This window comes from Lachnoclostridium phocaeense (assembly GCF_959599685.1).
GTDB lineage: Bacteria > Bacillota > Clostridia > Lachnospirales > Lachnospiraceae > Claveliimonas > Claveliimonas monacensis.
This window is the reverse complement of record NZ_CAUGIN010000001.1, coordinates 49,816-71,282: the sequence shown is the minus strand read 5'-3', so window position 1 is coordinate 71,282 and position 21,467 is coordinate 49,816. Positions and strand designations below refer to the sequence as shown.

Annotated in this window: 18 protein-coding genes; 15 read left to right on the top strand and 3 right to left on the bottom strand. The window is 54.1% G+C overall.

Translation table 11 applies throughout. The annotated features are described in order from the left end of the window. Window positions 1-14: 14 nt before the first annotated feature. From prfB to Q5911_RS00310, 4 genes are all read left to right on the top strand, one after another. A protein-coding gene (prfB, locus tag Q5911_RS00325; protein WP_303180066.1) for a peptide chain release factor 2 occupies window positions 15-1,119 on the top strand; the annotation gives its coding sequence in 2 pieces (ribosomal slippage) (window positions 15-89 and window positions 91-1,119; 1,104 coding nt in all). A 12-nt stretch (window positions 1,120-1,131) separates the two neighbouring features. Next, window positions 1,132-2,352, top strand: a complete 1,221-nt coding sequence (locus Q5911_RS00320) for a homoserine dehydrogenase (protein WP_076776624.1) — start codon at window positions 1,132-1,134, stop codon at window positions 2,350-2,352. Window positions 2,353-2,379: 27 nt separating this feature from the next. Then, on the top strand, window positions 2,380-3,594 hold the full coding sequence (locus Q5911_RS00315; protein WP_076776626.1) for a cofactor-independent phosphoglycerate mutase: 1,215 nt from the start codon (window positions 2,380-2,382) through the stop codon (window positions 3,592-3,594). A gap of 19 nt (window positions 3,595-3,613) precedes the next feature. Next, on the top strand, window positions 3,614-4,828 hold the full coding sequence (locus Q5911_RS00310; protein ID WP_076780733.1) for an aspartate kinase: 1,215 nt from the start codon (window positions 3,614-3,616) through the stop codon (window positions 4,826-4,828). A gap of 18 nt (window positions 4,829-4,846) precedes the next feature. Here the strand turns inward: Q5911_RS00310 and Q5911_RS00305 are convergent, their stop codons facing one another. Together Q5911_RS00305 and Q5911_RS00300 are read right to left on the bottom strand one after the other, a co-directional pair. After that, entirely contained in the window at window positions 4,847-5,260 is a 414-nt protein-coding gene (locus Q5911_RS00305) for a helix-turn-helix transcriptional regulator (protein WP_303180064.1), read from the bottom strand. A gap of 119 nt (window positions 5,261-5,379) precedes the next feature. Then, window positions 5,380-5,823 carry a CYTH domain-containing protein gene (locus Q5911_RS00300; protein WP_303180062.1) on the bottom strand — a complete coding sequence of 148 codons (444 nt, stop codon included), beginning with the start codon at window positions 5,821-5,823 and terminating at the stop codon, window positions 5,380-5,382. Window positions 5,824-5,963: 140 nt separating this feature from the next. Between Q5911_RS00300 and Q5911_RS00295 the strand changes: the two genes are divergently transcribed. The 9 genes from Q5911_RS00295 (at window position 5,964) to Q5911_RS00255 (ending at window position 18,690) form a co-directional block, all read left to right on the top strand. Next, window positions 5,964-6,515, top strand: a complete 552-nt coding sequence (locus Q5911_RS00295) for a DJ-1 family glyoxalase III (RefSeq protein ID WP_303180060.1) — start codon at window positions 5,964-5,966, stop codon at window positions 6,513-6,515. Between the two features lie 131 nt (window positions 6,516-6,646). Beyond that, entirely contained in the window at window positions 6,647-7,933 is a 1,287-nt protein-coding gene (gene tig / locus Q5911_RS00290; protein ID WP_087175196.1) for a trigger factor, read from the top strand. Window positions 7,934-7,968: 35 nt separating this feature from the next. Further along, window positions 7,969-8,553, top strand: a complete 585-nt coding sequence (clpP, locus tag Q5911_RS00285) for an ATP-dependent Clp endopeptidase proteolytic subunit ClpP (protein WP_076776636.1) — start codon at window positions 7,969-7,971, stop codon at window positions 8,551-8,553. A gap of 86 nt (window positions 8,554-8,639) precedes the next feature. Further along, the gene (clpX, locus tag Q5911_RS00280; RefSeq protein ID WP_076776638.1) at window positions 8,640-9,899 is read left to right on the top strand and encodes an ATP-dependent Clp protease ATP-binding subunit ClpX; all 1,260 of its coding nucleotides are present in this window, start codon (window positions 8,640-8,642) and stop codon (window positions 9,897-9,899) included. 84 nt (window positions 9,900-9,983) lie between these two features. Beyond that, the gene (lon, locus tag Q5911_RS00275; protein WP_076780735.1) at window positions 9,984-12,326 is read left to right on the top strand and encodes an endopeptidase La; all 2,343 of its coding nucleotides are present in this window, start codon (window positions 9,984-9,986) and stop codon (window positions 12,324-12,326) included. A 15-nt stretch (window positions 12,327-12,341) separates the two neighbouring features. After that, the gene (gene yihA, locus Q5911_RS00270; RefSeq protein ID WP_076776640.1) at window positions 12,342-12,944 is read left to right on the top strand and encodes a ribosome biogenesis GTP-binding protein YihA/YsxC; all 603 of its coding nucleotides are present in this window, start codon (window positions 12,342-12,344) and stop codon (window positions 12,942-12,944) included. Window positions 12,945-12,965: 21 nt separating this feature from the next. After that, window positions 12,966-14,156 (top strand): sporulation integral membrane protein YtvI, encoded by a 1,191-nt coding sequence (gene ytvI, locus Q5911_RS00265; RefSeq protein WP_303180053.1) that lies wholly within the window; start codon window positions 12,966-12,968, stop codon window positions 14,154-14,156. Between the two features lie 122 nt (window positions 14,157-14,278). Continuing rightward, window positions 14,279-16,930, top strand: a complete 2,652-nt coding sequence (locus Q5911_RS00260) for a heavy metal translocating P-type ATPase (protein ID WP_303180051.1) — start codon at window positions 14,279-14,281, stop codon at window positions 16,928-16,930. Window positions 16,931-17,007: 77 nt separating this feature from the next. After that, window positions 17,008-18,690: an AAA family ATPase gene (locus Q5911_RS00255; RefSeq protein WP_226394540.1), complete on the top strand. Its 1,683-nt coding sequence runs from the start codon at window positions 17,008-17,010 to the stop codon at window positions 18,688-18,690. 148 nt (window positions 18,691-18,838) lie between these two features. Here Q5911_RS00255 and Q5911_RS00250 read toward each other — a convergent pair whose 3' ends face one another. Then, complete coding sequence (locus Q5911_RS00250; RefSeq protein ID WP_303180049.1) at window positions 18,839-19,351, bottom strand: ferritin; 513 nt, start codon at window positions 19,349-19,351, stop codon at window positions 18,839-18,841. A 245-nt stretch (window positions 19,352-19,596) separates the two neighbouring features. On the opposite strand from Q5911_RS00250, the gene Q5911_RS00245 reads away from it, so the two are divergent. Then, a complete protein-coding gene (locus Q5911_RS00245; protein WP_303180047.1) occupies window positions 19,597-20,799 on the top strand; it encodes a class I SAM-dependent rRNA methyltransferase in 1,203 nt (400 codons plus the stop codon). 112 nt (window positions 20,800-20,911) lie between these two features. Next, window positions 20,912-21,445, top strand: a complete 534-nt coding sequence (locus Q5911_RS00240; RefSeq protein ID WP_303180044.1) for a hypothetical protein — start codon at window positions 20,912-20,914, stop codon at window positions 21,443-21,445. Window positions 21,446-21,467 lie beyond the last annotated feature (22 nt).

The window sequence follows — 21,467 nt, the reverse complement described above, 5'->3', positions numbered from 1 at the left end:
GAGGTGAAGGATAAGTGGTCGTATTGGATCAGTATAAAAGCGAACTGAGTGCTTACGAGGAACCTCTTGCCGGAATGAGGGATTCACTTTGACGTCCCTGGCAAGGAAAAGCGGGTAGAAGAACTGGAGAGGAAGATCGAGGAGCCGGGATTCTGGGATGACACAGACAAGTCCCAGCATGTGATGAAGGAGCTCAAAGATCTGAAGGACCTGCTGGATACAGTGGAGGGACTGAAGGGAACCTATGAGGATATAGAAGTGCTCATTGAGATGGCAGAGGAGGAGAACGATGAGTCGGTGCTGCCGGAGATCGCATCAGAGCTGCAGCGGTTTACCGAGGAGTTCGAGGCGCTCCGCATTCAGACGCTGCTGTCGGGTGAGTATGACGGGTGCAACGCCATTGTCACTCTTCACGCGGGTGAGGGCGGCACTGAGTCCTGCGACTGGACAGGTATGCTCTACCGGATGTACACCCGTTGGGCGGAGAAGAAAGGGTTCAGCCTTCAGGTGCTGGACTACCTGGATGGAGATATTGCGGGCATCAAGAATGTTACTTTTGAAGTAAATGGGATGAATGCCTACGGATACCTGAAGTCGGAGAAGGGAGTCCACCGCCTTGTGCGGATATCCCCCTTCAATGCGGCGGGAAAGAGGCAGACTTCTTTTGCCTCCTGTGATGTCATACCGGATATGGAGGACAATGTGGGTGACATCGAGGTCCCGGATGATGAACTGAAGATCGACACCTACCGCGCCAGCGGCGCAGGGGGCCAGCATGTCAACAAGACATCGTCAGCAATCCGTATCACCCACCTGCCCACAGGGATCGTGGTGCAGTGCCAGAACGAAAGGTCCCAGCACCACAACAGAGAGAAGGCTATGCAGATGCTGAAGGCAAAGCTGAAGCTGCTGAAAGAGCAGGAACAGGCAGAAAAGGTGTCTGACATCCGGGGCGAGGTGAAAGAGATCGGGTTTGGAAACCAGATCCGCTCCTACGTCATGCAGCCCTACACACTGGTGAAAGACCGGCGGACAGGGGAGGAGAGCGCCAACGTCTCGGCCGTCCTGGACGGGGATCTGGATCCGTTTATGAACGCATACTTAAAGGCACAGCAGTAAAAGGGAGGAAATATGGTAAAGATAGCAGTACTTGGTTATGGAACAGTCGGGTCCGGTGTGGTGGAAGTACTCCGGACCAATCAGAAAGTCATCGATGAGAGGCTGGGCGAGGAGCTCCGCATCAAATATGTGCTGGATCTGCGTGATTTTCCGGATGATCCGGTGCAGGAGTTCATCACCCACGATTTTGAGGAGATCGTCAGCGATGAAGAAGTGAAGATCGTGGTGGAGGTTATGGGAGGGATCGAGCCTGCATATACATTTGTGAAGCGGTCCCTTGAGGCGGGCAAGAGCGTGGCCACCTCCAACAAGGCTCTGGTAGCCAAACACGGTGCGGATCTTCTGAAGATCGCAAAGGATAAGAATGTGAACTTCCTCTTCGAGGCCAGCGTGGGCGGCGGTATTCCCATCCTGCGCCCCCTGCACTCCTCCCTCACAGGGGATGTGATCGAGGAGATCACAGGAATCCTTAACGGGACGACGAACTATATGATGACAAAAATGTTCTATGAGGGTGCTGACTACGATGAAGTGCTGAAGGAAGCACAGGACAACGGCTTTGCGGAGCGCAATCCGGAGGCGGATGTGGAGGGCTATGACGCCTGCCGCAAGATCGCCATCCTCTCCTCTATCATTTCAGGGAAACAGGTGGATTTTGAGGACATCTACTGTGAAGGGATCACGAAGATCACGGTGGAGGATATGAAGTACGCCAAAGCCATGGGCATGACCATTAAACTCCTGGCCATATGCAAGAGAGACGGAGAGAAGCTGAACGCCATGGTGGCTCCCTGCCTTCTGCGGGCAGAGCATCCTCTCTTTGCCATCAACGGCGTCTTCAATTCTATCTTTGTCCACGGCAATATGCTCGGCGACGCCATGTTCTACGGAAGCGGCGCAGGCAAGCTGCCCACGGCCAGCGCCGTGGTGGGCGATATCGTGGAGGAGGCCCGCAATCTGGACCGGAATCTGGGTGTTATGTGGAGCAGCGAGAAGCTGGCTCTCGAGGACCGCAGGGATGTGGAACGCAGATTCTTTGTCCGTATGAAGGGCAGCCGGGAAGAGCTGCAGGATAGAGTGGCATCAGTCTTTGGCATGGTGCAGTTTGTCCAGGCAGAAGGAGTGTCCGGTGAGTTTGGATTTGTGACAGAGAAGATGCCGGAGGGCAGCTATGAAGAGAAGGCAGAGCAGTTCGGAGGGCAGATCCTCGGCATGATCCGCGTGGAAGAGTAGTTTCCCTGCATCAGAAAGGAAGACGCGATGAAATATATAGTTGTTTTAGGAGATGGAATGGCGGGATGGCCGCTGGAGGAACTGGGAGGAAAGACAACCCTGGAGGCAGCGGACACCCCGGTGATGGACCGCCTCGCCGAAAAGGCGGAGATCGGTATGGCCTCCATGGTGCCGGAGGATATGGCGCCGGGCAGCGACACGGCCAACCTGTCTGTCATGGGGTATGACCCGAAGATCTACTATACAGGACGGTCTCCCCTGGAGGCGCTGAGTATAGGCGTGGACATGGCGGACGACGATGTGTCCTTTCGGTGCAATCTGGTCACCCTGTCCGAGAAAGAAGACAAATATGAGGACAGACATATGATAGACCACAGCTCCAGCGAGATCTCCACGGAAGACGCAGAGATCCTGCTGGAGGCTCTGAAACAGGGGCTGGCCAGAGAAGGCTATGCATTTTACGCGGGAACAAGTTACCGGCACCTCCTTGTGTGGAGCCATGGGGAGGTATCTGAGCTGACTCCTCCCCACGATATACTGACAAAGCGGGTAGGCGACTACCTCCCGGAGGACAGGGTGCTCCGGGAGATGATGGAAAAGAGCTATGAGATCCTGTCCGCCCATCCGCTGAACAAGGAGCGGCGGGCGAAGGGACTCCACCCGGCGAACTCGGCCTGGTTCTGGGGAGCCGGCACCCGCCCTGCCCTGACTTCCTTTGAGGAGAGGACAGGGAAGAAGGGAGTCATGATCTCGGCTGTGGATCTTCTGAAGGGCCTGGCCGTAGGGGCGGATATGGAGCGCATTCTGGTGGAGGGAGCAAACGGCGGACTGCACACCAACTATGAGGGAAAGGCGGACGCGGCGGCGGATGCCCTTCTTACGGGAGGCTTTGATTTTGCCTACGTCCATGTGGAGGCGCCTGATGAGATGGGCCACCAGGGCAGCACAGAGGATAAGATCAAGGCCATCGAATATCTGGACGGCAGAGTGATCGGGCGGATCACTGGCAGACTGGACCAGGCCGGGGAGGACTACCGGATCATGGTGCTTCCCGACCATCCCACACCCATCAAAGTCCGCACCCACACAAAGGATCCGGTTCCCTATATGATCTATGACAGCCGAAGAGCGGACAGTGGCCTTGTCCACACATACGGAGAGAGTGCTGCCAGGCAGAGCGGCCTTTCCTGGCCGGATGGGTACAGGCTGATAGACCATCTGCTGGAGCTGGATGAAAGATAAAGGAAAGAGAGAAGAGAAGATGCTGATTGTAAAAAAATTCGGCGGAACTTCCGTCGCTGACAAAGACAGGATCTACAATGTGGCCCAGCGCTGCATTGAGGATTACAGGGAAGGGCATGACGTGGTCGTCGTGCTGTCCGCTATGGGAGACACCACGGACGATCTGATCTCCCTTGCGAAAACTATCAACCCGGAGCCGAAAAAGAGAGAGCTGGATATGCTCATGACAACGGGAGAGCAGGTATCGGTGGCTCTGATGGCCATGGCCATGGATGCCATGCATGTTCCGGCGGTTTCCCTGAATGCGTTCCAGGTGAAGATGAACTCCACTTCCCGGTATGGAAATGCCAGATTCAAGTCCATCGATACAAAGCGGATCCGCCATGAGCTGGACTCCCGCAAGATTGTTATTGTCACAGGGTTCCAGGGTGTGAACAAATATGAGGATATCACCACCCTCGGAAGAGGAGGCTCCGACACCACGGCAGTGGCTCTGGCAGCTGTTCTCCATGCAGATAAATGTGAAATCTATACAGATGTGGACGGGGTCTACACGGCAGATCCGAGGGTAGTGAAAGATGCCAGAAAGCTGGATGCCATCACTTACGACGAGATGTTGGAGCTGGCCACTCTCGGAGCCAAGGTGCTGCACAACCGGTCTGTGGAGATGGCGAAGAAATACGGGGTAGAGCTGGTAGTGAGATCCAGTCTGAACCGCAGTGAAGGAACGATTATCAAGGAGAAAGTAAAGATGGAAAAAATGTTAATTACAGGCGTTGCAGCCGACAAAAATACAGCCAGGATCTCTGTTATAGGTGTGGAGGATAAGCCGGGCATCGCTTTCAGGATCTTTAATACACTTGCCGCAAACAATATCAATGTGGATATCATCCTCCAGTCTGTGGGAAGAGAGGGGACAAAAGATATCTCCTTTACAGTTGCGGAAGACGAGCTGAAGCGCGCGCTGGAAGTGCTGGAGGAGCACAAAGAGGCGCTGACTATTCAGGATATTACATACAATGCAAAGGTGGCAAAGATCTCCGTTGTGGGAGCAGGCATGATGAGCAACCCGGGAGTGGCTGCCAAGATGTTTGAGTCTCTGTACAATTCCCGCATCAATATCAACATGATCTCAACGTCAGAGATCCGCATCACTGTGCTGATCGATGAAAAGGATATAGAAGAGGCAATGAACGCAGTGCATGAGGGATTTGCCCTTGCTCTTGTAGAGTAGGACAGAGAAGAGACTTTATCAGGGATTATGAAAGAAAATATCGGAAAGACGGAAGAATTTTTCTCTTTCCGCAGGTGGAAGAAGGCGGAGTTTAGTAATAAATTCCGCTTCTTCTTTTGTGAGCTGGAGAAGACACAGGTCCTCTCCCAAAGCTTTTGTGATGTATGAGGAGGACTCCTCCATGAACATGCCGCTCTCAGCGAATTTCGCGGAATAGGCAGTCAGGTCGATTCCCAGAAGTACATCAACGGAGACGTGATACAGAGAAGAAAGGCGCAGCAGAGTATCCGGATCAGGCGTCCGCTTGGATGTCTCATAGTGGGAGTACGCCTGTCTGGAAATATTGAGATAGGCAGCCAGGTCATCCTGGGTCCTGCCGGTTATGGTCCGCAGAAATTTTAGATTGTTTGCGAGCTGCTGGATGCTGGCCATTGCTGTACCTCCGTCTGTTTTTCGGTAACACATAGTATAGCAATTAACCAGATCCCTGGATGATTATGCAACGGAACGTAGCTAAATTCATATAAAAGCAACAGAATGTTGCGAAATAGTCAAAGCTGGCTCAACGTGCTGTTGTGATACTGGCTGGAGAAGGTCACATCTTCCCCGAACCACTCCGGCGGGCAGAAGCTCTCTGCCATCTCTTCGGTGGAAAACTCCACCTCTGCCAGAACAAGGGGTGCTAAGTCTCCCTGAAAGACATCCAGCTCGATGGACAGGCCGACGCCAAGAGGAATGACATGGCGCACCTTCTGTATGAGACGTCCGTCGATCTTTTCTTTCAGATGCTCGTAGGCCTCCCGGGTCAGAGGAAGATTGTACTCCTCGCGCACCATCAGGCCCTTGGACTTGTAAGTCAGTATATAGTCGTCGTTGTCCCGGCGGATGCGCACCACAGGGGCTGTGCACAGATAGCCCTGCTCAATGATGCGGGTCTTCTGTATATCCAGGCCGGAGGGGATCTCCGGGATCAGATATTTACGTTCGATTTCCATAATTGATGTAATCTCCTTTCCGCAGGCACCGGCGGTCCTGCCCTTACAGGATAACATAAAAAGTGAAAAATGTAAATGAATTGCTTTTTGAGAAGCAGTCTGCTACTATAACAATATGGATAAAAAGAGGAGGAATTGCAATGAAAAAAGCAGCAGTGTTACTTGCAGATGGTTTTGAAGAAATCGAGGCGCTCACAGCAGTGGATCTGCTCAGGCGTGCAAGGATATATGTGGACACGATCTCCATATCGGACGACTATATGGTGACCGGGTCCCACGGCATCAACGTGCAGACGGAGGATCTGTTCGATGAGGTGGAGTTTGCGGAGTTTGACATGCTGGTCCTGCCGGGAGGCATGCCGGGCACCACGAACCTGGAAGCACACCCGGGCGTGCGGAAAGTGGTGAAGGAATTCTGCGAGAGCGGGAAATATGTGGGCGCCATCTGTGCGGCTCCCAGCATACTGGGAAATATGGGACTTCTGAAAGGTAAGAGGGCCATATGCTACCCCTCCTTTGAAGATAAGCTGGCCGGGGCGGTACTGGTGAAGGCGCCTGTTGTCCAGGACGGCAATATCATCACAAGCAGGGGGATGGGAACAGCCATTGACTTCGGGCTGAAGCTGGTGGAAGTTCTCTCTGACAAGCTGAAGGCGGATGAGGTGGCTGAGTCCATTATTTATCTTAAATAAAGCTGGCTATTTTGAAGGGTTTGTGTTATACTCTTTAAATGAGTGTATGCAGAATGCCTGCCTTGCATACTTTTTTGGAAGAGGCGCTTTGTGAGGGCCCACGGCAGGTTAGAAACAGGAGGAATATTTTCATGAGTTTACAGGTAGAGAAATTAGAGAAAAACATGGCGAAGCTGACCATCGAGGTTTCTGCTGAAGAACTGGAAAAGGCACTTCAGACTGCTTACAACAAACAGAAATCCAAGATCAGCATCCCGGGCTTTCGTAAGGGGAAAGTTCCTCGCCAGATGATTGAAAAAATGTACGGAGCAGAGATCTTTTATGATGACGCTGCAAACGCGCTGATCCCGAAGGCATATTCCGACGCCTACGACGAGTGCGAGCTGGAGATCGCTTCCCAGCCGAAGATCGATATCGTGCAGATCGAGAAGGGCAAGCCGTTTATCTTTACAGCAGAGGTTGCCGTGAAACCGGAGGTGACACTTGGAGAGTACAAGGGACTGAAGGTTGACAAGGTTTCCAACCGCGTGACACAGAAGGAGATCGACGCAAAGCTCCAGGAGGAAGCTGAGAAGAACGCAAGGACCATCACAGTTGAGGACCGTCCGGTACAGGATGGCGACGAAGTGATCCTCGACTTCGAGGGATTCGTTGACGGCGAGGCCTTCGAGGGAGGAAAAGGAGAGAACTATCCGCTGACCATCGGTTCCGGTTCCTTTATCCCGGGATTTGAGGAGCAGCTTGTTGGCGTGAACTCCGGCGAGGAGAAAGAAGTGAAGGTTACTTTCCCGGAAGACTATCACGCAGAGGATCTGAAGGGCAAAGAAGCTGTATTTAAATGCATGATCCACGAGATCAAGGCAAAAGAGCTCCCGGAGATCGACGATGAGTTCGCGGCAGAAGTTTCCGAGTTTGACACATTAGATGAATACAAGGCAGACATCAAGGCAAAGATCAAAGAGCAGAAAGAGTCTGAAGGAAAGACAAAACAGGAGAACCAGGCTGTAGAGCAGGCAGTTGCCAACGCAACCATGGAGATCCCGGATGCCATGATCGACACACAGGCAAGACAGATGCTGGACGACTTCGCAAGAAGGATGCAGCAGCAGGGTCTGACTATGGAGCAGTACTGCCAGTTCACAGGACAGACAACAGACAAGATGCTTGAGGACCTGAAGCCCCAGGCAGTGGACCGCATCCAGACACGCCTTGTGCTGGAGGCTGTTGCAAAGGCTGAGAACATTGAGATCAGCGATGAGAAGCTGGATGAGGAGATCCAGAAGATGGCCGAGATGTACAAGATGGAGGCTGACAAGCTGAAAGAGTACATGGGCGAAGACGAGAAAAAACAGATGAAAGAAGACATGGCTGTACAGGAGGCGGTGACCTTCCTGGTGGAGAACGCAGTTACAGAGTAAGCGGACAGCCGTGCATATAGACAGGAGGAGTTTGCATGAGTTTAGTACCTTATGTCATTGAACAGACCAGCCGTGGAGAGCGCTCCTACGACATTTATTCCAGACTTTTGAAAGACAGGATCATCTTCCTTGGAGAGGAAGTGACAGACGTGTCCGCCAGCGTGGTCGTGGCACAGCTTATGTTCCTGGAGGCTGAGGACCCGGAGAAGGATATCCATCTCTACATCAACAGCCCGGGAGGATCTGTCACAGCGGGAATGGCAATTTACGATACCATGCAGTATATTAAATGCGATGTGTGCACATACTGTATCGGTATGGCGGCAAGCATGGGATCTTTCCTCCTCGCGGGAGGAGCAAAGGGCAAGCGTTTTGCGCTGCCTCACTCGGAGATCATGATCCATCAGCCCTCCGGCGGAGCACAGGGACAGGCGACAGAGATCCAGATCGCAGCCCAGCATATCCAGAAGACAAAGGATACTCTGAACAGGATCCTTGCGGAGAACACAGGGCAGCCGCTGGAAGTCATCTGTGCCGATACGGACCGCGACAACTTTATGTCTGCCGAAGAGGCTAAGGCATATGGATTAGTGGATGAAATTATATCAAGCCGTAAATAAAACCGGGGGCGGGCATACACAGGAGAGAGACCTCCTGGTATGCCGGTCCTTTGTTTTTTCGAAAACTGATTTGATGAGGTGAGAGTATGGCAGGAAGAAATGATGACCAGATAAGATGCTCGTTCTGCAACAAGCCCCAGTCACAGGTGCGCAAGCTGATTGCAGGTCCGAGCGGCGTGTATATATGCGATGAGTGTATTGATGTGTGCGCCGAGATCATGGAAGAAGAATTTGAATATGAAAATACCAGAAATATCAATCCCTTTGATGATATCAATCTGCTGAAGCCGGAGGAGATCAAAGGCTTCCTCGATGAGTATGTCATCGGCCAGGATGAGGCCAAAAAGGTATTGTCTGTTGCAGTATATAATCACTATAAACGGATCATGGCCGAGAAGGATCTGGGCGTGGAGCTGAAAAAGAGCAATATCCTCATGCTGGGACCTACAGGATGCGGAAAAACGCTGCTGGCCCAGACGCTGGCCAGGATCCTCAATGTGCCGTTTGCCATTGCGGACGCCACTGCGCTGACAGAGGCCGGATACGTGGGCGAGGATGTGGAAAATATCCTGCTCAAGATCATCCAGGCTGCCGATGGGGACATCGAGCGGGCAGAGTACGGCATCATCTATATTGACGAGATAGACAAGATAACAAGAAAATCGGAGAATCCCTCCATCACGAGAGATGTGTCGGGAGAGGGCGTACAGCAGGCTCTCCTGAAGATCATTGAGGGGACGGTGGCAAATGTGCCGCCTCAGGGAGGGAGAAAGCATCCTCATCAGGAGCTGATCCAGATCGACACCTCCAATATCCTGTTTATCTGCGGCGGGGCCTTTGAGGGACTGGAGAAGATCATCGAGAAGAGGATCGACCAGAAGTCCATCGGATTCAACGCTGAGATCGCTGCAGGACACGAGGATGACATTGACCGTCTCTTAAAGCAGGTGCTTCCCCAGGATCTGGTGAAGTTCGGGCTGATCCCCGAGCTTGTGGGGCGTCTTCCGGTGACCGTGTCACTGGAGATGCTGGACCGTGATGCCCTGATCCGCATCCTGACAGAGCCCAAGAGCGCCATTGTCAAACAGTACCAGAAGATGCTGGAACTGGACGGAGTGGAGCTGACCTTTGACCAGGATGCCCTGGAGGCGATCGCGGACACGTCCCTGAAGAGGAAGACCGGCGCCAGAGGGCTCCGGGCAATCATGGAAAATATCATGATGGATACCATGTATCATGCCCCATCTGACGAGACGCTGAAGACATGCCGCATCACGAAATCCGTGGTGGACGGTACCGGAAAGCCGGTCTGCGGACATGATGATCTGAGAATTGAAAGCGCTTAACAGAGCATGAGCGGGGCGGGTGCAAGTATGATTGCGCCCGCCTCTTTTAAAAAACTGAGAGAATACAGGACAGGAGCAGATAAAATGACTGAGAGAGAAGTAAGAAGCCTTCCCATGGTAGCCCTCCGGGGTATGACTGTGATGCCTGAGATGGTGACCCATTTTGACGTCAGCAGGGAGCGGTCCATCGAGGCGATCGAGGAGGCCATGCAGGAGGAAGGACAGAAGATTTTTCTGACTGCACAGAAAGATATAGAAGTGGAAGAGCCGACAGCGGAGGATCTGTACCAGGTGGGAACCATTGCGTCCATCCGGCAGATCATCAAGCTGCCCAGGAATCTTCTACGGGTGCTGATCTCCGGCGAGGAGAGGGCGGTCATCAATACCGTGGAGTTTGAGACTCCCTATATGCGGGCAAACGTGACCGTGCTGCCGGACACCGGTGAGGAGGCGCTGGATGCGTCGGCAGACCAGGTAAGCCAGGAGGCCATGACAAGAGGATTGAAGGAGATCTACGGGGAGTACGCTGGGCGGCTGCCCAAGTATCCCAAGGACATGCTGAAGCAGGTGCAGGAGTACACGGACCTGGCCAAAGTAGTGGACTGGATTGCCGCCAATGTGCCGCTGGAGCAGAAAGATCTGCAGGAGCTTCTGGAGGAGACGGATCTTCTGAAGCGCTATCAGCTGCTGGCATTTAAGCTGGTGAATGAGATGCAGATCATGAACATCAAGGAAGAGATCCAGACCAAGGTGCGGGAGAGAGTGGACCAGAACCAGAGGGAATATATCCTGCGGGAGCAGCTGAAACTGATCCGGGAGGAGCTGGGAGAGGAGAACACCATCTCCGACGCAGAGGAGTTCCAGGCAGCTGCAGACAAGCTGCAGGCCTCTGACGAGGTGAAGGAGAAGCTGCAAAAGGAGATAGGCCGTTTCAAGAGCTCCCTGAACAGTCCGGCTGAGAACGGTGTGATCCGGACATACATTGAGACGATGCTGGAGATGCCCTGGGATAAGGCCACAGAGGACCACAAAGACATAGCCTATGCCAGGCAGGTGCTGGAGGAAGACCATTATGGCCTGGAGCAGGTGAAGGAGAGGGTGTTGGAATTTCTGGCTGTGCGGGCTCTGACAAGAAAGGGAGAGAGTCCCATCCTCTGCCTGGTAGGTCCTCCGGGAACCGGCAAGACATCCATTGCCAGGTCCCTGGCCCGGGCGCTTAAGAAGCCTTACGTTCGCATCTCACTGGGAGGCGTACGGGACGAGGCGGAGATCCGGGGCCACAGGAAGACATACGTAGGCGCCATGCCGGGGCGCATCGCGGCGGGCATCCGCAGCGCCGGCGTAAAGAATCCGCTCATGCTGCTGGATGAGATCGACAAGGTGAGCAACGACTACAAGGGAGATACCTTCTCCGCCCTTCTGGAGGTGCTGGACAGCGAGCAGAATTACCGCTTCCGGGACCACTATCTGGAAGTGCCGCTGGATCTCTCGGAAGTGCTTTTCGTGACCACGGCCAACACTCTGCAGACTATCCCGCGGCCTCTGCTGGACCGCATGGAAGTCATTGAGGTGTCCAGCTACACAGAGAACGAGAAGCTCCACATCGCCATGGAGCACCTGATTCCCAAGCAGCTTGACCGCCACGGACTGAAAGAGGACCAGCTCTCCATCAGCAGGGGAGCTGTCTGGAAGATGGCCCGGAATTACACAAAAGAGGCCGGCGTGCGCCAGCTGGAGCGGGAGATCGGAAACATCTGCCGGAAGGCAGCCAAGGAGATCCTGGAGGAGAAAAAGAAGAAGGTCCGGGTGACAGAGGGAAATCTGCACAAGTATCTGGGAAAAGAGAAGTATACATACCAGAAAGCCAATCTGACAGACGAGGTGGGCATTGTGCGGGGACTTGCCTGGACAAGCGTGGGAGGCGACACCCTGCAGATCGAGGTCAATGTGATGCCCGGAAAAGGAGAGCTGATCCTCACAGGACAGCTTGGGGACGTGATGAAAGAGTCCGCGCGCACCGGTATCAGCTATATCCGCTCTGTCGGCAGTACATACGGCATTGAGGAGGATTTCTTTGAGAAGCATGACCTCCACATCCACATACCGGAGGGTGCGGTTCCCAAGGATGGTCCTTCAGCCGGCATCACCATGGCCACGGCCATGCTCTCCGCTGTCACCGGACGGAAGGTCCGGGCGGATGTGGCTATGACAGGGGAGATCACCCTGCGGGGAAGAGTCCTGCCCATTGGGGGGCTGAAGGAGAAGCTGCTGGCTGCAGGAAGTGCAGGCATGAAGACAGTCCTTGTCCCGAAGGAGAATGAGAAGGATGTGGAAGAGCTCTCCTCAGAGATCACAAAAGGCCTGGAGATCATCCCTGTGTCCCATATGGAACAGGTACTTGAGGAAGCGTTTGTAAAAGAAAAGTAAACAGAGGTAGAGACTATGATCATAAAAAATATCAATCTGGAAACCGTGTGCGGCATTACAAGCAAACTTCCGGAGAATGATAAGCCGGAGATCGCGTTTGCAGGGAAGTCCAATGTGGGGAAATCCTCCCTCATCAATGCGCTTATGAACCGGAAGTCCTTCGCCCGGATCTCGGCCACGCCGGGAAAGACCCAGACCATCAATTTTTACAATATCAACGATGCGCTGTATCTGGTGGACCTGCCGGGGTACGGCTACGCAAAGGTATCACAGCAGGAGAAGGAAAAATGGGGAAAGATGATCGAGAGATATCTCCACAGCTCCAAGCAGCTGCGGGCGGTCTTTCTCCTCATTGACATACGCCATGAGCCGTCAGCAAATGACAAGATGATGTACGACTGGGTGGTAAGCCAGGGTTACAATCCCATTATCATTGCGACAAAGCAGGATAAGCTCAAGAGGAGCCAGATAGACAAGCATGTCAGGATGCTCCGGCAGGGACTGAAGCTGGTGCCGGGGACAAGAATCATCCCCTTCTCTTCTGTGACAAAGCAGGGAAGGGACGAGATATGGGAGCTTGTGGAGACAGAGCTTCTCGACAGCGAAAAGGAAGAATAAAGGGTAAGAGAGGTGGAGAAAATGGGGAGAAATGAAGGGACTGCCGCAAAGGATAACAGGCCTTATTGGAAAGTGATCGTCAGCCTGGCCTTCAGTCTGGTCGGGACAATCCTATTTATCTATGTGGGCGTGAAGGCGCTGTTCTATTTCATGCCCTTTGTGATAGGCTGGTTCCTGTCTTTTATTGCCAGCCCGCTTGTGGTTTTTCTTGAAAAGAGGCTGAAGATCATCAAAAAGCTGGGGTCCGCCATCATCATCATAGCCGTGCTGGCAGCCTGTATCGGGCTGATCTACCTGGCAGTCAGCAGGATATGGGGAGAGGTCAGCTCTCTGATACAGGATTTCCCGTCCATGTACAGGGACCTGGAGAAGGGCTTTCGTCAGATTGGGGAGAGGACCTCCCAGATTTTTGCGCTTCTTCCGGGAAATGTGCAGGAGGGACTGAATACCTTTGCCGCCAATCTGGATGAGACCATGAGCGGCATTATCAGCAGCGTCAGTGAGCCAACGGTGGCGGCGGCGGGGAATTTTGCCAAGCGCATCCCCTCTATCCTGATCTCCTTTATCGTCACCATCATCTCCGCCTATTTCTTCATTGCTGACAGAGAAAATATCATCCTGTGGGCCAAGAAGATTTTTCCGAAGCCTATCGTGGAGAGGATGACCATGGTGACAGACAACCTGAAGTATGCGGTGGGCGGGTATTTTAAGGCTCAGTTCAAGATCATGGCTGTCGTGTTCGCAATACTCCTGGTGGGCTTTGGGATCATGGGCGTGCATTTTTCCGTCCTGCTGGCCATCGGCATCGCTTTTTTGGATTTCCTGCCCTTTTTCGGGACAGGCACCGCTCTTCTGCCATGGGCGCTCTATGAGCTCCTGACCGGCGACTACAGGCGGGTGGTAGCTCTGGCGGTGCTGTACGCAGTGACCCAGCTTGTCCGGCAGCTGATCCAGCCCAAGCTGGTGGGGGACAGCATGGGGCTCAATCCTCTGTTTACCCTGGTGCTTCTGTACGCGGGGTACCGGGCAGGAGGCATCCTGTGGATGATCCTGGCCGTGCCCATCGGTCTTCTCGTCGTCAACCTGTATAAAGCGGGGGCCTTTGACTATATACTGGATGATGTGAGGATCCTGGCGGATGGGGTGCTGAGCCTGCGCCGACCGGAGCCGGCCGGGCCTGCCGAAGAGAAGGAGTCTGAAGACGGTAAATGAGAATGTTTTTCGAAAAAATGTGGAAAAGATATTGCAATACACCGTACCGGGGTATATAATAGCACTGAAATACCAATAGGGGGTATAAAGACATCGTTCGAGGAAAGTAGGTGACCCTGGTAATGAAGAAAGAAAAATATAACGTCACCGGTATGACCTGTGCAGCCTGCCAGGCAAATGTAACCCGGTGTGTACAGAAGCTGGATGGGGTGGAGGAAGTCAATGTCAACCTCCTGTCAGGCCAGATGACAGTAGATTACGATGAGACGAAGCTGGACAGCGCCGCCATCGCCCGGGCGGTGGAGGGGATAGGCTACGGAGCCTCCCCCGCGGACGCCGTGCCTGACGCAAAAGGAGGAGGCTTCCGCAGTGAGTGGGAAGTCCGCCAGAGCAGAGCCCGGGAGGAGCAGCAGAGCATGAAGGTGCGCCTTGTGGCCTCCATCGTCCTGCTGATCCCCCTGATGTACGTGGCTATGGGCTCCATGATGGGGCTTCCCGTGCCCGGCATCCTGACCGGCATGGAGAACGCCATGATCTCAGCCCTGACGCAGCTCATCCTGACCGTGCCCATCCTGGTGCTGAACCGTAAATTTTACAAGGTGGGACTGAAAGCTCTGGTAAAGCGGGCCCCCAATATGGACTCCCTGGTGGCTATCGGATCTGGTGCTTCCCTCATATACGGCCTCTTTGCCATGTACCGCATGGCCTGGGGCTTCGGACACCAGGACATGGCGGTGGTCCACGAGTATGCGCATGCTCTGTACTTTGAGTCCGCGGCCATGATCCTTACGCTTGTGACTGTGGGGAAATATCTGGAGGCAAGGTCCAGGTCAAAGACCTCTGACGCCCTCGGAAAGCTGGTGGACTTAGCTCCCAAGACAGCGGTTATCATCAAAAACGGCCAGGAAGTGACCGTGCCTGCCGAGCAGGTGGCGGCCGGAGACATTGTGGTCATCCGGCCGGGAGAAAGTATCCCGGTGGACGGCGTTGTGACAGAGGGAGCCGGCTATGTGGACCAGGCTGCCATCACCGGTGAGAGTATCCCGGTGGAAAAGATGCCCGGGGATACGGTCATCTCTGCAACTATCAACAAGAACGGCACTTTCCGGTTCCGGGCTTCCAAGGTGGGAGAGGACACCACCCTCTCCCAGATCATCCGGCTTGTGGACGAGGCGGGAAACTCAAAGGCGCCCATCGCCAGGCTGGCGGACAAGGTCAGCGGCATTTTCGTGCCGGTGGTCATCGGCATCGCCATCCTGACAGCCATCGTGTGGATCGTGGCAGGACAGGACTTTGAGTTCGCCCTGTCCAATGCCATTGCAGTGCTTGTCATCTCCTGCCCCTGCGCGCTGGGACTTGCCACTCCGGTGGCTATCATGGTGGGTACCGGAAAGGCGGCGGAGTATGGCATCCTCATCAAGTCGGCGGAGAGCCTGGAAAATCTCCACTCCATCGACACAGTTATCCTGGATAAGACCGGCACCATCACTTCCGGGCACCCGGAGGTGACAGACATAGAGGTCCTGGACCCCTCCATGAGCCCGGAGGAGTTCCTGTCCCGGGCGGCTGCCCTGGAGGCGGGGAGTGAACATCCCCTGGCCCAGGCGGTGGTGGAGAAGGCGAAGGGAGACGGTGTATCCTCAGTTCAGGCAGAGGATTTCCAGGCCCGGACGGGGCGGGGTGTGTCAGCCCGGATTTCCGGAAAGAACTGGCTGGCCGGCAACCTGGCCTTTATGGAAGAAGAAAAGGCAATGGGACCTGAGCAGGAGACGGCTTTGGTGAGAGAGAAGATGGGGCAGTATGCGTCCCAGGGGAAAACGCCGCTCCTCTTTGTGCGGGACGGACAGGCCGCAGGTATCATTGCGGTGGCTGACACGGTCCGGGAAACAAGCCGGGCGGCCATCCGGAAATTTAAAGAGATGGGCCTTACTGTGGTCATGCTGACAGGTGACAACAAAGTGACGGCAGAGGCTATCCGAAAGGAGCTGGACATTGCGGAGGCGGTGTCCGATGTGCTTCCCACAGAGAAGGAGGCCTGCGTCCGCTCCTGGCAGGAAAAGGGGCATAAGGTGGCCATGGTGGGAGACGGCATCAACGACGCCCCGGCCCTCACAAGGGCGGATATTGGCATTGCCATCGGAGCCGGCACGGACATTGCCATTGACTCGGCAGACGTGGTGCTGATGAAGGACTCCTTACAGGATGTGGTGACAGCCATTGAACTGAGCAGAGCAGTCGTGCGGAATATTCACATGAACCTGTTCTGGGCATTTTTCTACAACATCCTCGGCATCCCGGTGGCGGCGGGAGCCCTGTTCCCGGCCTTTGGCCTGCGCCTAAGCCCTATGATCGGCTCCGCAGCCATGAGCCTCTCCTCCGTGTGCGTGGTGACCAACGCGCTGCGGCTGCGGTTCTTCAAGCCGGCCCTGGGAGACCAGGCAGACGGGTCTGCGAAAGCGGAGAAAGACGCAGAGAAAACAGACTCCATGACAGAGAACATTCCGGGAGACTCCGGTGTGGATAAAAAAGAAGAGCAAGAAGAGAAAGGAATGGTAACGATGAAAAAGACACTGGTAGTAGAAGGTATGATGTGTGAGCACTGCAAGATGCATGTGGAGAAGGCCCTGGCGGGCGTTGTAGGCGTGGACAGCGCCCAGGTGGACCTGGAGAAGAAGACAGCCACCGTCTCCCTGACAGAGGATGTGGCAGACCAGGTGCTGATGGATGCAGTGAAAGAGGCCGGATATGAGCCGGTGAGCTGCACAGCCCAGTAGAGGAAGTATTTTATGAATTGCGCCTCCCTTTTGGATGTAGTAGAATGGAACTATATCCGGAAGGGAGGCGTTTTGTCATGACATGGAGCCCGCTGCCTGTCGGGGTGGATGATTTTGAAAAGCTGAGAAAAGAACAGTATTACTATATCGATAAAACTCTTTTTATAAAGGATTTGCTGGACATGAAGGGAGAGGTCAATCTCTTTACCCGTCCGAGGCGCTTTGGGAAGACGCTGAACATGAGTATGCTGCGGTGTTTCTTTGAAAAGGATATGCCGGGGCAGGCAGAGCTGTTCCGCGGCCTTCAGATCATGGAGGCGGGGGAGCGCTACCTGGCTTTCATGGGGAGATATCCGGTCATCAGCCTTTCGCTCAAGTCTATGAAGCAGCCGTCCTGTGAGCTGTCCTTTGAGATGCTGAAAAAGGAAGTGGGCAGCGAGTTTGCCAGACACTGGCGGCAGGTGGAGGAGAGCGGAAAGCTGACACAGGCTCAGAAGGAGAGATACCTTCGCATAAGGGATCTGAGAGGGGTGGAGAGCGATTATGCAGACGCCCTTAAATTCCTCTCAGAGTGTCTGCGCATTTCAGAGGGTGAGAGGACGGTCATTCTCATAGATGAGTACGACGTGCCTCTGGAAAATGCCTATTTTGCCGGATTTTACGAGAAAATGACCGGCATTATACGCTCCCTGTTCGAGTCGGCCCTGAAGACCAATGACAATCTGGCGTTTGCCGTGGTGACGGGGTGCCTGAGGATCAGCCGGGAAAGCATTTTTACCGGGCTGAATAACCTGGAGATCAATTCCATCACGACGGCCCTCTACGGGGAAAACTTTGGCTTCACACAGCCGGAGGTGGAAGCGCTCTTGTCCTTCTATGGGCTGGAGGAAAATCTGGACACCGTGCAGCAGTGGTATGACGGCTACAAGTTTGGCAATGCGGAGGTGTATAATCCGTGGAGTGTGATCAGCTATGTCAAGTCCTGCTGCGGGGACAGACAGGCTCTTCCCAGGCCCTACTGGTCCAACACCAGTTCCAACAGCATTGTGCGCTCCCTTGTGGAGAGGGCGGACCTCTCCGTCAAGCAGGAGATAGAGGCGCTGATAGAGGGGAAGACGATCACCAAGCCCATCCATGAGGATATCACCTATGAAGACATAGACTCTACCCAGGAAAATCTGTGGAATTTTCTCTTTTTTACCGGTTACCTGAAGAAGATCAGCGAATACCAGGAGGGGGAAAATATCTACATTGAGATGGCCATTCCCAACAGGGAGGTCCGCTATATTTACAAGACGACAGTCCTGCGGTGGTTTGAGGAAAAGACAGATAAAAAAGAGCTGACGCCCCTCTATGAGAGCATCCTGGAGGGAGATACAGACAGGATGTCCCGGATCCTGTCCGAAAATCTGATGGAGACGATCAGCTTCTACGACTACCAGGAGAGCTATTACCATGGCTTCCTTGCGGGAATGCTGAAAAATATCGGAAGCTATATTGTCCTGTCCAACCGGGAGTCGGGAAATGGAAGGCCGGACATCCTGCTGAAGTATCCAAGCGTGAGAGGGAAGGCGGTCATATTGGAAATCAAGGTGGCCGACACCTTTTCCGGGCTTGAGGAAAAATGCGACGAGGCTCTCAGGCAGATCGAGGAGCAGGAGTATGAGGAGTCACTGCGCCAGGAGGGATACCAGGATATCCTGAAATACGGAGTGGCGTTCTACAGGAAGGAATGTATGGTAAAAAGGGCAGTAGAGTAAGAGAAAGAACATAGCCCCGGCAGACAATAGAAAATCAGACGGCGCAGACCCTTCCGGAAGGAAAGGCTGCGCCGTCTGTCATTCTATACGGCTTGTCTCTCATGTATGCAGGTGCCGCCACAGGCTTGGGTTCCCGCCGCAGGACTTATTACAGTACCAGTGAGGGAGCTGTGTAGGCGCGTCCGCCCAGCTCCTGATCCAGCATGTAGAGACTCTTTGCATCGTCCCCGAAGAGCTCCATCTTCTTGATCAGATCGCTTGCATTTGTCTCCTCCTCGCCCTGTTCCTTTACAAACCAGTCCAGGAACTGCATGGTGCGGAAGTCTTTTACCTCATAGGCAGCCTCGTAGATATTGTGGATCAGGCTTGTCACATACTGCTCATGTGCGTAGCCTGCCTTCAGGGCGTCCATCTTTTCTTTCAGCTCGGCATCCGGCTTGTCGATGGCTTCCAGAGTGACAGGCACGTCATTGTTCTGCATATACTGGATGAAGAGCATGGCATGGTCCCTCTCCTCCTGAGCCTGCACATGGTACCAGTTGGCAAATCCGTCCAGCCCCAGCTCCTTATAGAAATTGGAAAAACTCAGGTACAGGTAGGCAGAATAGAATTCCTTGTTTACCTGCTCGTTTAACAGCTTTGCAACTTTTTCGTTTAACATGTAACGCATCTCCTTTTGTATCCGCATCTCCCGCAGGGGAAGCTGCTGTATTTTCCGCCTATAAGTATAGCTCTGTCAGTCGGAAAACTCAAGCCCGGATATGCCTGTCTCCCAGGCATATTTTTGACATGCGCGCCTCTGATACAGAGTGAAAAAGGCGGGGAAATATGGTATGATGACATGGACAGCAAACAGAAAAAGGAGTACAGGTCCAAGCATAAGACAGAGAGTATAGGAGAAAAGATATGAGTTTAGCATTAGCAGTACTGAAAAAGGGAGAAGGGCGCACGCTGAAGGCGGGAGGCGCCTGGATTTTTGACAATGAGATAGACAGCGTGACAGGAGCCTTTGAGAACGGGGATGTTGTGATGGTCCACGACTTTGACGGCTACCCCATGGGACGGGGCTTTATCAATATGCACTCCAAAATACGCATCCGGATGCTGACGAGAAATCCGGACCAGGAGATTGATGAGGAGTTTTTCCGGGAACGCCTGCGGGATGCCTGGGAGTACCGAAAAAAGACAGTGGACACAGGAAGCTGCCGGATCGTCTTCGGAGAGGCGGATTTCCTTCCGGGACTGGTGGTGGACAAGTTCTCAGACGTGCTCGTCTTCCAATGCCTGGCTCTGGGAATGGACAGGTACAAGGAAAAGCTTCTCTTTATGCTGAAGGAGCTCCTGGCAGAGGACGGCGTCGAGGTCCGGGGCATCTACGAGAGGAGCGACGCCAAGGAGAGAGAAAAAGAGGGCATGAGGAAGACGAAGGGCTTTCGCGGGGAGCCCTTTGACACCTTTGTCCATATTGAGGAGAATGGAGTCAAATACATCGTGGACGTCAAGGACGGGCAGAAGACTGGATTTTTCCTGGACCAGAAATACAACCGTCTGGCTATCCAGAAGCTGTGCCGGGGCGCCCGGGTGCTGGACTGCTTTACCCACACAGGCTCCTTTGCGCTGAACGCGGGGGTTGCCGGGGCGAAGAGCGTCCTTGGTGTGGACGCCTCCGGCCTTGCGGTGGCCCAGGCCCGGGAGAACGCAGAGCTAAACGGGCTGTCAGACCGGGTGGAGTTCAGGGAGGCAGATGTGTTTGATCTGCTCCCCTCCCTGGTGGAGAAAGGAGAGCAGTACGACGTGGTGGTGCTGGACCCGCCGGCTTTCACAAAATCCAGAAACTCCATCAAAAATGCGGTGAAGGGATACCGTGAGATCAACATCCGGGGCATGAAACTGGTCCGGGACGGTGGCTTTCTCGCCACCTGCTCCTGCTCCCATTTTATGGATTTTGAGCTGTTCACAAAGACCATACGGGAAGCGGCCAGAAGCGCCCACGTGCGCCTCAGGCAGGTGGAGTTCCGGACCCAGGCGCCGGACCACCCCATCCTGTGGGCGGCGGATGAGAGCTATTATCTGAAGTTTTATATTTTCCAGGTGTGTAAGGCGAGGTAAGCGGCTTGAAAAGCCGGCCTTTAGAGTGCGGACAGGAACGAGTTCTCCGATGCTGATGACCCATACGTTTAATTCTTGCATATACTGGTAAAAAAAGAAAAGAGTTTTTGTCATGAGATGTAAAAAAGGATGTGCACAGAAGAACTGCCCGTGCTGCCGTCCGGGCCCTCCCGGCCCACAGGGCCCGGCGGGGCCGCAGGGGGAACCCGGTCCTCAGGGGCCGGCAGGAGGGACGGATAACCTTCTGAGCGCCTTTGCCACGCCCCCGCAGCTGGGAACTCCGGGGATGCCGCTTGTTTTTGACAGGAACGGTGCCGTCCTGGGCGATGCGGTCGTCCACGGGCAGAACAGCCCGGATATCGCCATCCGGCAGCCGGGCACCTACTATGTCTCCTTTCACGGGGCAGTCACCCCGGGGCCGGGCGCTGCCTTCCCCCTGAGCGTGAGATTGTTCCTCACTTCCCAGGGAACAGAGGTGGCCGGGGCTTCAGCCGTTCACACCTTTACCGCCCCGGGGACCACGGCCGGGATGTCATTTTCCCAGATCTTGGATGTATCTTCGGCCCCTGCGGTGCTTCAGGTGAACAGCGAAGGAGGAGGCTTCATTTACGGTGAAGTCAATATATGTGTGATAAAGCTTTATTAATAGCACAGAAAGGAATTTGCTT

Excerpts from the sequence above, each read along its gene's own strand:
- Q5911_RS00320 (WP_076776624.1), top strand. The coding sequence starts at position 1,132 with ATGGTAAAGATAGCAGTACTTGGTTATGGAACAGTCGGGTCCGGTGTG.
- Q5911_RS00315 (WP_076776626.1), top strand. The coding sequence starts at position 2,380 with ATGAAATATATAGTTGTTTTAGGAGATGGAATGGCGGGATGGCCGCTG.
- Q5911_RS00310 (WP_076780733.1), top strand. The coding sequence starts at position 3,614 with ATGCTGATTGTAAAAAAATTCGGCGGAACTTCCGTCGCTGACAAAGAC.
- Q5911_RS00305 (WP_303180064.1), bottom strand. The coding sequence starts at position 5,260 with ATGGCCAGCATCCAGCAGCTCGCAAACAATCTAAAATTTCTGCGGACC.
- Q5911_RS00300 (WP_303180062.1), bottom strand. The coding sequence starts at position 5,823 with ATGGAAATCGAACGTAAATATCTGATCCCGGAGATCCCCTCCGGCCTG.
- Q5911_RS00295 (WP_303180060.1), top strand. The coding sequence starts at position 5,964 with ATGAAAAAAGCAGCAGTGTTACTTGCAGATGGTTTTGAAGAAATCGAG.
- tig (WP_087175196.1), top strand. The coding sequence starts at position 6,647 with ATGAGTTTACAGGTAGAGAAATTAGAGAAAAACATGGCGAAGCTGACC.
- clpP (WP_076776636.1), top strand. The coding sequence starts at position 7,969 with ATGAGTTTAGTACCTTATGTCATTGAACAGACCAGCCGTGGAGAGCGC.
- clpX (WP_076776638.1), top strand. The coding sequence starts at position 8,640 with ATGGCAGGAAGAAATGATGACCAGATAAGATGCTCGTTCTGCAACAAG.
- lon (WP_076780735.1), top strand. The coding sequence starts at position 9,984 with ATGACTGAGAGAGAAGTAAGAAGCCTTCCCATGGTAGCCCTCCGGGGT.
- yihA (WP_076776640.1), top strand. The coding sequence starts at position 12,342 with ATGATCATAAAAAATATCAATCTGGAAACCGTGTGCGGCATTACAAGC.
- ytvI (WP_303180053.1), top strand. The coding sequence starts at position 12,966 with ATGGGGAGAAATGAAGGGACTGCCGCAAAGGATAACAGGCCTTATTGG.
- Q5911_RS00260 (WP_303180051.1), top strand. The coding sequence starts at position 14,279 with ATGAAGAAAGAAAAATATAACGTCACCGGTATGACCTGTGCAGCCTGC.
- Q5911_RS00255 (WP_226394540.1), top strand. The coding sequence starts at position 17,008 with ATGACATGGAGCCCGCTGCCTGTCGGGGTGGATGATTTTGAAAAGCTG.
- Q5911_RS00250 (WP_303180049.1), bottom strand. The coding sequence starts at position 19,351 with ATGTTAAACGAAAAAGTTGCAAAGCTGTTAAACGAGCAGGTAAACAAG.
- Q5911_RS00245 (WP_303180047.1), top strand. The coding sequence starts at position 19,597 with ATGAGTTTAGCATTAGCAGTACTGAAAAAGGGAGAAGGGCGCACGCTG.
- Q5911_RS00240 (WP_303180044.1), top strand. The coding sequence starts at position 20,912 with ATGAGATGTAAAAAAGGATGTGCACAGAAGAACTGCCCGTGCTGCCGT.